General features: G+C 60.5%; 12 protein-coding genes. 5 read left to right on the forward strand and 7 right to left on the reverse strand.

Going from position 1 to position 11287, the window contains the following annotated elements; all coding sequences use genetic code 11:
• Positions 1-279 precede the first annotated feature (279 nt).
• Both PQQ96_RS06680 and PQQ96_RS06685 read right to left on the reverse strand, forming a co-directional pair.
• Positions 280-528 carry a hypothetical protein gene (locus PQQ96_RS06680; RefSeq protein WP_408290195.1) on the reverse strand — a complete coding sequence of 83 codons (249 nt, stop codon included), beginning with the start codon at positions 526-528 and terminating at the stop codon, positions 280-282.
• A 113-nt stretch (positions 529-641) separates the two neighbouring features.
• A complete protein-coding gene (locus PQQ96_RS06685; protein WP_408290196.1) occupies positions 642-854 on the reverse strand; it encodes a hypothetical protein in 213 nt (70 codons plus the stop codon).
• Positions 855-895: 41 nt separating this feature from the next.
• Here PQQ96_RS06685 and PQQ96_RS06690 point away from each other — a divergent pair, with 41 nt between their 5' ends.
• Positions 896-2617, forward strand: a complete 1722-nt coding sequence (locus PQQ96_RS06690; RefSeq protein ID WP_408290198.1) for a hypothetical protein — start codon at positions 896-898, stop codon at positions 2615-2617.
• 57 nt (positions 2618-2674) lie between these two features.
• Here PQQ96_RS06690 and PQQ96_RS06695 read toward each other — a convergent pair whose 3' ends face one another.
• Both PQQ96_RS06695 and PQQ96_RS06700 read right to left on the reverse strand, forming a co-directional pair.
• On the reverse strand, positions 2675-3319 hold the full coding sequence (locus PQQ96_RS06695) for a helix-turn-helix transcriptional regulator (RefSeq protein ID WP_408290253.1): 645 nt from the start codon (positions 3317-3319) through the stop codon (positions 2675-2677).
• A 111-nt stretch (positions 3320-3430) separates the two neighbouring features.
• A complete protein-coding gene (locus tag PQQ96_RS06700) occupies positions 3431-4402 on the reverse strand; it encodes an ornithine cyclodeaminase family protein (RefSeq protein ID WP_408290200.1) in 972 nt (323 codons plus the stop codon).
• A 239-nt stretch (positions 4403-4641) separates the two neighbouring features.
• Here PQQ96_RS06700 and PQQ96_RS06705 point away from each other — a divergent pair, with 239 nt between their 5' ends.
• Positions 4642-5430, forward strand: coding sequence for an ABC transporter substrate-binding protein (locus PQQ96_RS06705; protein ID WP_408290202.1), 789 nt, complete (start codon positions 4642-4644; stop codon positions 5428-5430).
• Positions 5431-5433: 3 nt separating this feature from the next.
• Positions 5434-6675 (forward strand): NAD(P)/FAD-dependent oxidoreductase, encoded by a 1242-nt coding sequence (locus PQQ96_RS06710; RefSeq protein ID WP_408290204.1) that lies wholly within the window; start codon positions 5434-5436, stop codon positions 6673-6675.
• Positions 6676-6734: 59 nt separating this feature from the next.
• Here PQQ96_RS06710 and ctlX read toward each other — a convergent pair whose 3' ends face one another.
• The gene (gene ctlX, locus PQQ96_RS06715; protein WP_408290206.1) at positions 6735-7673 is read right to left on the reverse strand and encodes a citrulline utilization hydrolase CtlX; all 939 of its coding nucleotides are present in this window, start codon (positions 7671-7673) and stop codon (positions 6735-6737) included.
• 57 nt (positions 7674-7730) lie between these two features.
• The gene (gene ocd / locus PQQ96_RS06720; protein ID WP_408290207.1) at positions 7731-8807 is read right to left on the reverse strand and encodes an ornithine cyclodeaminase; all 1077 of its coding nucleotides are present in this window, start codon (positions 8805-8807) and stop codon (positions 7731-7733) included.
• Between the two features lie 219 nt (positions 8808-9026).
• On the opposite strand from ocd, the gene PQQ96_RS06725 reads away from it, so the two are divergent.
• On the forward strand, positions 9027-9458 hold the full coding sequence (locus PQQ96_RS06725; RefSeq protein WP_408290209.1) for an Lrp/AsnC family transcriptional regulator: 432 nt from the start codon (positions 9027-9029) through the stop codon (positions 9456-9458).
• Positions 9459-9480: 22 nt separating this feature from the next.
• Here PQQ96_RS06725 and PQQ96_RS06730 read toward each other — a convergent pair whose 3' ends face one another.
• Positions 9481-9978 (reverse strand): cupin domain-containing protein, encoded by a 498-nt coding sequence (locus tag PQQ96_RS06730; RefSeq protein ID WP_408290211.1) that lies wholly within the window; start codon positions 9976-9978, stop codon positions 9481-9483.
• Between the two features lie 138 nt (positions 9979-10116).
• On the opposite strand from PQQ96_RS06730, the gene PQQ96_RS06735 reads away from it, so the two are divergent.
• Entirely contained in the window at positions 10117-11004 is an 888-nt protein-coding gene (locus PQQ96_RS06735) for a LysR family transcriptional regulator (protein ID WP_408290212.1), read from the forward strand.
• Positions 11005-11287: the final 283 nt, after the last annotated feature.

Here is an 11287-nt window from a genome sequence, read left to right on the forward strand (position 1 = left end):
TGTAGTCACTGATAGAACTTCAACGCGTGGATCTTTCAGATTGATGGTAAGGAATACGTAATAAATATCCGTTGACCAGTGACGGATCGAAATGGTGAGCGCGTTGTCGCTGCGGAGGCAGTAGGCCTGCCTTCGAATGCCTAACGGTCTCTGCCAACGGATAACGGCACATCGGTAGCACCCGCTTCATCAGCAATGAACGCAATCATTGCGTTCGCCGCATCAACTCTCTCTGTACTCAAAAGAACGCCAAAGCGGGACGGCTTAGATCGATCTTGCTCACTCCTCGGGGATAACCTGCTTTTTAGCGATACATACGGCAATGACGAGAAACTTCAAAATTTTTGGGGTTGCGGCAGCAACAGTGTTTGCATGGTTTGGTGCAGAAAACGCGCAGGCCGCAACGAGCACCATCACCGTCGCAGGACAGCAATACAAGTTGTGCGCACAAGAGAACGGCACCTGCAAATTCCTCGGAACAGCCTCCGTGGTGTTCGGTGCAGTTCCGCCCACCTCGCCGTCGGTCATGCTGACGGCGCCTGCTACCTTTAGCAACGGCGTCGGATGCTATGTCGGCGCGGTTTCGCAGACAGATCCCGCATACGGCTACGGCAAGTCATGCTGGATGAAAGCGGCTGCGGCTAGCCCGGCGCCGACTCCGGCTCCTGCACCCACTCCGGCTCCTGCGCCGACGCCGACGCCGACGCCCACTCCGGCCCCGGCTCCAGCACCGGCACCGGCACCGGCACCGACTCCGACTCCGACGCCAGCACCGACTCCGACGCCAGCACCGACTCCGACGCCAGCACCGGCACCCACTCCGACGCCGACTCCTGGCAGTTCGACCCTTTCATGCGGCACGCCGACACACACCGCCGGCGGAACCGCCAACGGCGTGATCAGCGCCGACACGCCGACCACCGACGGCATGCGCATTTTCCAGAACAACGCACCGTTCACGCTCGCGATTACGACGAACGCGCCGAGCGCAGATACGGTTGTCTGGTCGGTAGCGGACTCGAATGGCGCGATCAAGACACAGGGTAGTTTTGCGGTCAGCGCGGGCGTGCAAACCAACTCGATTCCGTGTACATCGACGTGGTCCGGCTATGGCGCGCTGACTGCCACGCTGAGCTCGAACGGTGGCACCTTGCCCAACACCGGAACGCGTCCGGTGGGTATCGCGACGTTCGGCGTGTTGCCGAATCTGACGCCGGTACTGGGCACCGTCACGTATGCCCATCAGGATCAGCACCGCTTCGGCATGCAGGGTTTCAACGACAACATTGCCGCGCTGCACGATATGGGCGTCTCGTGGACCATCGACGATCGTGAGGTATCGGCCATGGAACCCAATGGCCCCAACACGTACACGCCGAGCGTGAGCGACCTTGATCCGTTCTACAAGGCCAATCCTGACCAGATGCGCATCGTGCGTCTTGATGGACTGCCTGCCTGGGATTCGAAGACGGGTCAGTTCAACGACAGCTACTACGCGCCGTTGAACATGTCTGAGTTCCAGACCTTCATGGGCAAGGTCGGTACCGATACGAGCCTGATTCGCGCTGCAAACTACCCGAACCAGCAAAGCAACTATTATCAGGTGACGTGGGAGCCGAGCCTCGGTTGGGCGGATAGTAATGCGAACTTCGTCGCCATGTACAAGGCCGCATACCAGGGCCTTCATTCAACCGATCCGAATGCCGTCGTGATGGGCCCCACCAACCCGTTCCCTGCGAATTGCACCACCTGCACAACCGGCTATCTGCAGACATTCGGTGCGCTGGGCCTGTGGAATTATATTGATGCGGTCTCAACGCATGGCTACTGGAATGCGGGCACCTATCCGGCTCATCCGCCTGAATTGCAGGACTCCGACCCGAGTACGGCGAACCAGGCGAACGCGCTCGATAACCAGATGACGCAGTTGCGTTCGGTGATGCAGGCGGGCAAGCCGAACATGAAGCTCTTCGTCACCGAACAAGGTACGAGCTACGATCCGGGTCTTAACTACGGTCCCACGGTGCCGTCGCAGAACCAGTTGTTTGCCCAGGCCGCGGTTGGCGTGCGGTCGCACATTATTGTGCTGGGTGGTGGCGCGCAGTTGACGACGCTCTTCTATGGTCCTGACTATCCCGGCGAAGTGGGATATGGCACGTTCTTCGACCTGAATGATGCACAAGGCGCGTACGGTGCATCGAACCTCTCGCCGAAACCCGAAGCGATGGCCTTCGCCACGATGACGCGTGTGCTGGACGGCACGAATACATTGGGCCGGGTCACGGGTGCGCCGGCCGGAGACTTTGTGTATGCGTTCCAGCAACTCGGCAACGGCAAGGTGGTGACGGCTGCGTGGGCGCACAGCAATGCGCAGTGGCCCGCGAGCGGTGGTCTTTATAGCCAGACCTACTCGACGAGCTATACGCTTCAGGTTGACAGCGCCGGTACGTCGGGCAACGTGACGAAGATCGATGGTTACGGCAATACCAGCACGCTTGCCTATACCAACGGCCAGGTCAAGCTGACCCTCACCGAGGTGCCGCAGTACATCGTCTCGAACAACGCGACGGTCGCCAAGGCCAATGCGACTGTTCCGCTCGGGTATACGGGCCAATAAGGCCTGAGTTGTATCGACGCGCCGCCGGTTAGAGCGGCGGCGCGTCGCTCAACCCGTTCAGGCTTCCGCGTCTCGCAGATCCCTGATGTGTTGATACACGGTCGCGCGTCCCATCCCTAGTACATTTGCCACATAGTTTGCGGCACTTTTCCCCTTGAATGCGCCTTCGGCCCAAAGCGCTTCGACCAGTTCGCGACGGTGGTCGCGAGTCAGCGAGTTCAGCGCCAGCTGGCGTTCCTGAAGCCATGCGTGAAGAAACGTGTTGATGCGTTCCTGCCAGTCGTCCTTGAACAGCTCCTCTGGCTGCTTGATGACGCCGGCACCGGAGATCACGCGGTCGATGACATGTTTCATGTCCTCGAACACGGCAATGTTGTAGTTCACGCACATCACACCAACGGCAACGCCAGCGTCGTCAAAGAGCACCGTGCTGACGCAGCGCATCCGCCTGCCATCCCAATTGATTTTCTCGTATGGACCGATCGTGCCCGACTCCGCCGAATGGTCGATTTCTTCCAGTGCCGAGTCGTCGCCCAGTTCGCGCTTGGACAGGTTATTGGCGATGTACGCAACCGTCTGGCTTTGCAAGTCATGAATGACGATTTCAACGTACGGAAAAAACAGCAGTGCGATACCGTCGGCGACTCGGCCGTATCGATCCAGAAGAAGCCTGCGTGCAGCTGTTGTCTTTGTTTTGCGCATAGAGGTGGGTGAAATTCCAGTTTTCGGAAAGTCTGCACCGTGTTGCGCCACGATGCCGCGAATCCGGATGTTGCGCGCCATTTTGCCATGAGCGACGCACCCGCCATTTTCTTAAGCGCTGTGCTGCCCGGCTACGTGTCTGAATAGTTCGTTGGCGATCGCGACGTCTTCGAGTCCGAGCCCGATTGAGCGGAAAAACGCGTGCTGTCGCCCGGAAGGTTTTCTGGCTGTGCCGGACACCAGTTCAGGCAGGTCGCCGAGTACGCTTTCCGGCGACCAGTCATGCAACTGCGCCGCCAATTTCATTTCCCCCGCGCTGGCAGGCGTGGTTTTTCGGTAGTCGCAATAGACGTCCATGTCTTGCAGCCACGCGGGCGGAATTTCGTGAGCATTCGCGACGTTCGTGCTAATCGACGTGATGAGCGCCGGCTTCGTCAGCATCTTTTCCGACAGAACCGGCGTGCCCGAGGACGTGCACAACGCCACCACGTCGGCGTCGCGCAAGCATGCTTCGAGCGTGGTGCAAACCTGTACACGTTCATGACGGGCACGCACCGCCGCGCGCTTCGATTCGTTCCCTGCAAGCTCGGGTGAAAACACGTTGATCGAGTCCCATGGCCGTAGTGCCGCGAGGTGGCGCAAATGCGCCTGTCCCACCGCACCCGCACCGACGATGGCGAGGCGGCGCGCGTCGGCCGCCGCAAGGTGATCCACCGCGAGTGCGGTCGCACCGGCGGTGCGCTCGATAGTAAGCAGACCCGCATCGCACCACATCAAAGGCTGACCGGTTTCCATCGACATCAGTGCCGTCCACGCCGTAATAACCGGCTTCGATCCGGTCACGATGTACGGCGACAACTTGGCGCCAAACACCTTGGCGTCCGCCATGACCCCGAGGTATGTAATGAAATCGCCAGCCCCTTGCGGAAAGGGGGTGAGGGTCTGAGGCGGCTGCACCGCGGCGTCGTTCGCCAGCGCGAGAAACATGCGTGTCAACGCACCGCGAACATCGAGATGGGGCAGTGCGTTGCGCACCGCGTCCTGTTGGACGATCAACGGGAATACTGGGTCTGTGCTGCTCATGGGCTTGCTCTCCAGATCGTTGCCGGCTTGCGGCGTTGGCACGATTCTAAAGTCAAAAAGTCCAGTCTGGACTTTTATTTTGAAAATTGCTTGCAATTGTCGATGTCCAGAATAGACTGTTGTTCCAGAGCGACTGAGAAACCGGTCTCTTTTGTCTCTCACGCGGCTTCTTGAGGTTGCGCCGTTAGCGTCAGTTCGCGCCCTGAATTCGCGACCCTTCAACTACACTGGGAACCACCATGCCTCTGAAGCTTTCACTCTCACTTTTCGTCGCGGCTGCGTTGATCGGTTCGGTCGGCACCGTCAGCGCGGAGACTCAAAGCACCTTGCGTTTCGGCATCGAGGCGGCGTATCCGCCGTTCGAGAGCAAGTCGCCGACAGGGCAATTGCAGGGATTCGACGTCGACGTCGGCAACGCGGTTTGCGCAAAGATGGCCGTGAAGTGCGAGTGGGTGGAAAATTCGTTCGACGGCCTGATTCCCGCCTTGCAGGCGCGCAAGTTCGACGTCATCAATTCCGCGATGAACATCACGGACAAGCGCAAACAGTCCATCGATTTCACGCCGCCGATCTACGTGGTGCCGATCGTGATGGTGGCTAAGCGCGGTTCCCCCTTGCTGCCCGATGTGAAGAGCCTGCAGGGCAAACGCGTCGGCGTCCTGCAGGGATCGTCGCAGGAGGATTTCCTCAAGGCTCATTGGGCGAATGCCGGCGTATCGATCGTCTCGTACCAGGACCAGGATCAGGTATATGCCGACCTCGTCGCCGGACGCCTGGATGCTGCCGTTCAGGAGGCGCAGACTGTTGAGGATGGTTTTCTGAACAAGCCAGCCGGCCATGACTATGTGATTGTCGGCAAACCGCTGAGCGATCCGGCAACGCTTGGCGAAGGGACGGGTTTCGGTTTGCGCAAAGGCGACAAGGCGTTGGCTGGAAAGATCGATGCCGCGCTCGACGCTTTGAAGAAGGACGGTACGCTCAGCAATCTTTCGCAGAAGTACTTCAAGCGCGACATCATCGCGAAGTAACTTATGGATTTCGACGTGATCGTGTTGGGCGCCGGGATCGTCGGCGTATCGTCGGCGCTGCATCTGCAGGATCGCGGACGCCGTGTGGCCCTCGTCGATCGGCGAGGGCCCGGTGAAGAGACCAGTTTCGGCAATGCAGGCCTGATCGAGTGTTCGTCGGTGATCCCTTACGGCTTTCCACGCGATCTTGGAACGCTGCTGCGCTACATGCGTAATCAGTCGACCGACCTTTACTGGGACTACAAGGCCTTGCCGTCTTTCGCCACGTGGCTCGCGCGATTCTGGTGGGCGTCGTCCCCGGAACGGCTCGAGGCTGCCGCGCGCGATATGCTGCCTTTGATCCGCGAGAGCGTCGCCGAGCACGATGGACTGATCGGGCGTGCGGGTCTCGAAGGGCTCGTCCATGACGGTGGCTGGCTCGAGGCATTTCGCACGCGAACGGAATTTGAGCGGCAGGCGGCAGCCGCTGAAGTGACGGCACGTCAATATGGACTGCGCGTGGCGTCGCTCGACGCCGCGCGGCTTCTGGCGCGCGAACCTGGCCTGGAGGCGGGCTTTTGTGGCGCCTTGCATTGGCAGGACCCGAAGAGTATTTCCAACCCGGGGGCGTTGACGAAGGGATATGCGCGGCTGTTCGAGAGTGGCGGCGGCACGCTTCTGACCGGAGAGGCGACTACGGTGCGTCCAGAAGCCGGCGCATGGACCGTGCAGACGTCGCAAGGCAGGGTCAGTGCCAAAGAGGTGGTCGTGGCCCTTGGCCCGTGGTCCGACAAGGTGTTTGCGCCGCTCGGATATCGGATACCGCTGCGTGCGAAACGCGGCTATCACATGCACTACGAGGCCACGAAGACGATGCTCTCGGTGCCGCTTGTCGACACAGAGAAAGGGTACGTCGTGGCGCCGATGGAAGGCCGGTTGCGTTTGACGACGGGTGTTGAAATCGCCCAACGCGAGGCCCCGCCGACAGGTATTCAACTCGCGCGTGCGGAAAGCCTTGCCCGGCCGGTATTCGGTCTGGGCCGCAGGCTGGACGAAGCGCCGTGGCTCGGCTTGCGTCCTTGCACGCCCGACATGCGGCCCGTCATTGGACGAGCGCCTCGCCATCGAGGACTCTGGTTCGCGTTTGGCCACAACCACCATGGATTGACGCTCGGCCCCGTGACGGGCCGCTTGCTGGCGGAAATGATGACGGGCGCCGAGCCTTTCACCGATCCCTATCCGTTTCGTCCTGAGCGATTCAGGTAAGTGACCAGGCCAGCCGCTGAGCTGGCCTTGGTGAAGCAAAATCCCCGGCAACGACTGCCTTAACGTCGAGCCAGGTGGATCCCGGCGAGCATGCAGCGCACCGATCCGCCGGCCAGCTCGATAGTCGGCACGCGCAACGGCAGCAGTTGCGCGGAACGCTCGATGAGCGCTTTCTGTTGTGCCGTCAGGCACGACATCGCCCGTTCTGACAACGCCAGAACGCGGCCCTCCTTCCCCGACAATTCCAGTGCATTCCCGGCAAAATTGCCGATCTGCGCGTGCGTGAGCGGGATAACAGTCCGGCCGCTCTCCAGCAGGCGCGTGTGGACTTCACCGCGGCGCTTGTCGTCACGAATCAGGTCCAACCCGATCAGCGCAAATTCGGTCGCCACGCTCATCATGACGTTGGTGTGATAGACCGCACGGCCGTCCGCGTCGGCGGTATCGAAGCACATGGGCTCGAAGTTGAAATGCGTGCAGAAGCGTTCGAGCGCCACCGGGTCGGCGCGATGCGAGCGCGCCGTATAGGCCACGCGTGCGACGTGGTCCAGCACCATGGCGCCGGTGCCTTCCAGAAAGACATCGTCGTGTTCCAGCCCGGAGTAGTCGATCACGTCCTGCACGCGGTACGCCGTCTTGAGCAGCTCGATCACATCGTGCCTGCGCTCGCGCCGGCGGTTGACCGAGTGCATCGGAAAGAGCGCCACGTGGCCGCCCGCATGCGTCGAGAACCAGTTGTTCGGAAAGACCGAATCGGGCGTCTCGTTCTTTCCGTCATCGTCGAACACATGAACGCGTACACCTGCCGCTTCCAGGCTTGCCGCCGCAGTGCTGACTTCGTCGCGTGCCGCCGCGGCGAGTGCTGCCGCTTCGGTGAAGTCAAGGGCGTGGCCGGTACGCTGGAAAGCGTTGTCGGCCGCCGTCTGCGGATTCGGATGAAAGCGATGAGGGCGAATCATGACAACGGCGGCGGGTGCTTGCACGGACAGAAGGCTCATGGCGTTCGTTAGCGGGTTACGGAAATATGAGGCGAGGCGGTTGGATGGGTAGCTCGATTAGCGCGTAAACGCGAGCGCGCCGGCAAGTGCGGGGGCGAGGGCTACCGGTGTGGCTGCCGTCTGCATCAGGCCGCCGAACAGGTCCTTGGGATCGCTGGCTGTCGGGATCAACGCGACATCGATGCCCACGTCGTGGCGCTGCGCCAGTGCGTGAAGATAGCGGAGCGCCGAGTAGTCTTCGAGTGCGAAGCCGACGGAATCGAACACGGTAACCTGATCCGTGTGTTCCCGGCCCGCAACGTCTCCGGCAAGCACGCGCCACAGTTCGGTGACCGGCGAATCGGCGGGGAGCTGCTGGATGTCGCCTTCGATACGCGTCTGCGGCTCATATTCGACAACCACGCGGCTCATACGCAGCACGTCCGCGTGCAATTCGGTCTTGCCGGGGCAGTCGCCGCCGACTGCGTTCAGGTGCATGCCGGGCTCGATCATGTCGGGCGTGACGATCGTCGCATAGGTTTTGTCGGCGGTGACGGTCGTGACGATATCGGCGCCGCGCACCGCATCGGCGGTCGATGCCGCACGGACGAGCCGCAGGGCCGGCCATGCGGCGAGATTGCGCGCCAGCTTATCGGTTGCGCGCGCATCGACGTCGAACACGCGAATCTCATTGATGCCGAGCAGTGTGTGAAACGCGATCGCCTGAAATTCGCTTTGCGCGCCGTTGCCGATCAAGGCCATGCGTCGCGAGTCAGGGCGGGCCAGGCTTCTTGCGACGAGCGCGGAAGTGGCCGCGGTGCGCAGGGCCGTGGTCAGTGTAAGTTCGGAGAGGAACAGTGGGTAGCCGGTATCGACGGAGGCGAGCGCGCCGAACGCCATCACGGTTTGAATGCCGCGTTCGGCGTTGATCGGATGGCCGTTCACATATTTGAAGGCGAACAGGTTCGAATCGGCGACGGGCATCAATTCGATGACGCCCGCCTGGGAGTGACATGCAACGCGCGGCGACTTATCGAATTCGCGCCATCGAAGATAGTCGGCGCGGATGGTGTCGGCGAGTTCGCTCAGGAATCGCGGCACGCCAATATCGGCGACGAGTCGGTACGTGGCGGGTACGTCGAGAAAGCGGGTCATGGTCATGTCTCCGTTATTGATGCGGGCTCCGGTACGGGAGCGATAACGGAATTATTCCTTCAGGCCTCGCCAACAAAAAGACAGCAAACCTCGCAAAGTTCACAGCTAAAGTGGCAAAATGCTCAGCTGAAATGGCGTTTTGTACATTGCCGTGCCAAGGCTTTACCAGGTAACGTGCGGACGGCGAAAACGCCGTCGCCGGCCACACGGGTCACCACCATGATCAATCTCGACGACATCGACAGGCAGCTCATCGCGCTGTTGCGTGACAACGCACGCATGCCCGTAGTGACACTTGCGAAGCAATTGCGCGTGGCGCGTGCGACCGTGCAGAACCGGCTTACGCGTCTTGAGGAAAGTGGCGTGATCGTGGGCTATACGGTGCGGCTGAAGCCGGCGGCCGAGGCGCACCGGATTCGCGCGCTGATGTCGATTGCTGTCGAGGGCAACCGCGCGGCTGACGTGCTCAAGGTGCTGCGGGGCCATCCCAACGTTGCCACCATTCACAGCACCAATGGGCGGTGGGACCTCATCGCCGAATTGCGGGCAGACTCACTGGAGAACTTCGATCGGGTGCTCGGCGCGATCCGTTTGATTGACGGAATCGCGAGCACCGAAACCAGCATCTTTCTGTCGACGCACAAGATGTGAACTGGCGGGGCGAATCCCGCCTTTATTCACCGTCCCAATAGCCTGCGCTTTTGCCGCCAGGGCCGATCGCGTTGAAGCCGTCAGGACCCTCGAGCATCGCTGAATATTTGTTCGAATCCGGGTACTCGCAGATCTCCGGCGACTGCTGCGTGCTGATGGCGAGGTAGCGCAGTTCCTGATCGCTCGAATTCACGATCTGGTGGGCTGTCGTTGTGTCGCCGGCGGGGCAGGCAATCACATCGCCGGCACGGATCGGATGAAGCGTGTCACCGATCCGTACCTCGCCCTGTCCACTCAACACGAAAAACATCTCTTCGTTCACGCGGTGATTGTGGAATGGAAACGCTCGCTTTCCCGGCGCCAATGCGATGACGTTATAGCCGAGTTTAACCGCCCCCAGGTGGCGCCCCAACATGCCGATCTGGGGTGCGAAACGGGTCGCGGCATCGCCGGTCGGTGCATAGTCGGGCGGTAGCGGATGCAATTCGACGGAATCAATATTGATGATGCGACTGCTCATGAAGACCTCGGTCTCAAGCGTGGATTGACGGCAATGCCGTTAAGGGCCGGGCCATTATAGGGTGCCCCATTGGGATCGAATATCGTGCGTTGCGCAGATATACTGTCAATCAATATTTGACAATGCACAGCGCGCTCAATGGTCAACTTCAATCGTCTCGTCAGCTTTGTGGCGCTTATCAATGCCGGTTCGTTCACCCGTGCGGCGCAGGCGCTCGGCATAACCAAAGCGATGGTGAGCGCGGACCTGAAGCGGCTTGAGGCCGAACTGGGTGTGTCGCTCGTTGTGAGGACGACACGCCGCCTCGCTTTGACCGAGGTCGGGGCGCGTTTTCATAGCGACTGTGTTCGGCTGATCGGCGAGGCGGACGCGGCGGTTCAGCAAGCCCGAGCCGGACAGGATGCGCTGACCGGGACGTTGCGCGTGACATCGACGGCAGAATACGGCCTGCGTTATGTCGTTTCCGCGATTGCCGAATTCAGCAGGATTCATCCGGCGTTGAGGATCGAATATTCGACGTCGCAGCATCACGCCGACCTCATCGCGGACCGATTCGATCTTGCGATTCGTCTTGGTGTGCTACGTGATTCCACGCTGCGCGCGGTGCCGATCCAGCGCTTCTGTACATTGCCCGTGGCGACCCCCGCGTATCTTGGAGCACAAGAGGCGGTCGTCACGCCACGTGACCTGGCGGTACTCGCCTGGGTGGGGCATGCCGGGTTCACATCGCCCCTGACATGGACCGAGTCGCGAACCGGCAAGACGACGCAAACACCGCATTTCAAAGGGGCGCTCGAGGCGGATACCGCAGTCGCCGTGCAGACCCTGGTGCTCGCGGGATGCGGTGCGGCAATCCTGCCTGACTGGCTTGTCGCGGACGACCTGCGTGAGCGGCGTCTGATTCAACTTGTACCGGACTATGCGCTGCCGCAACAAGGCGTCTACGCTGTGTTTCCAGATGCGATCCACGTCCCCGCGAAAGTTCGACGCTTTGTCGATTTCATGCGCGAGTTTCAGATCCGATAGAAGGTATCGGAAAGACCGCGCTCACGGTCCGCCATCTAGCGCCGTATCACGGCGCCTGTCTGAAAAGATTTAACCTTGCAAAGGTTTGCGGGAGATTTAACTTCTCTATTTAATTAATGGCTTTGAAACTCAACCGGATGAAATTTTTATTCCGGTAAGTAATCGGGCAAAAAAAAGCCGACACAGTGTGTCGGCCGGAAAGACTCTGGCGTCCGAGGATTGCATGCCAGAACCTGAGAGACGTTAATCAGTCAATTTTACGGATAACCGTAAGGAATTCGGT

The organism is Paraburkholderia sediminicola, assembly GCF_046027825.1.
Classification (GTDB): Bacteria; Pseudomonadota; Gammaproteobacteria; order Burkholderiales; family Burkholderiaceae; genus Paraburkholderia; species Paraburkholderia sediminicola_D.

Coding starts and splice junctions, on each gene's coding strand:
- ocd (WP_408290207.1), bottom strand. CDS start 8,807: ATGACCCGCTTTCTCGACGTACCCGCCACGTACCGACTCGTCGCCGAT.
- PQQ96_RS06700 (WP_408290200.1), bottom strand. CDS start 4,402: ATGAGCAGCACAGACCCAGTATTCCCGTTGATCGTCCAACAGGACGCG.
- PQQ96_RS06705 (WP_408290202.1), top strand. CDS start 4,642: ATGCCTCTGAAGCTTTCACTCTCACTTTTCGTCGCGGCTGCGTTGATC.
- PQQ96_RS06695 (WP_408290253.1), bottom strand. CDS start 3,319: ATGCGCAAAACAAAGACAACAGCTGCACGCAGGCTTCTTCTGGATCGA.
- PQQ96_RS06680 (WP_408290195.1), bottom strand. CDS start 528: ATGACCGACGGCGAGGTGGGCGGAACTGCACCGAACACCACGGAGGCT.
- PQQ96_RS06710 (WP_408290204.1), top strand. CDS start 5,434: ATGGATTTCGACGTGATCGTGTTGGGCGCCGGGATCGTCGGCGTATCG.
- PQQ96_RS06725 (WP_408290209.1), top strand. CDS start 9,027: ATGATCAATCTCGACGACATCGACAGGCAGCTCATCGCGCTGTTGCGT.
- ctlX (WP_408290206.1), bottom strand. CDS start 7,673: ATGAGCCTTCTGTCCGTGCAAGCACCCGCCGCCGTTGTCATGATTCGC.
- PQQ96_RS06735 (WP_408290212.1), top strand. CDS start 10,117: ATGGTCAACTTCAATCGTCTCGTCAGCTTTGTGGCGCTTATCAATGCC.
- PQQ96_RS06730 (WP_408290211.1), bottom strand. CDS start 9,978: ATGAGCAGTCGCATCATCAATATTGATTCCGTCGAATTGCATCCGCTA.
- PQQ96_RS06685 (WP_408290196.1), bottom strand. CDS start 854: ATGAAAGGGTCGAACTGCCAGGAGTCGGCGTCGGAGTGGGTGCCGGTG.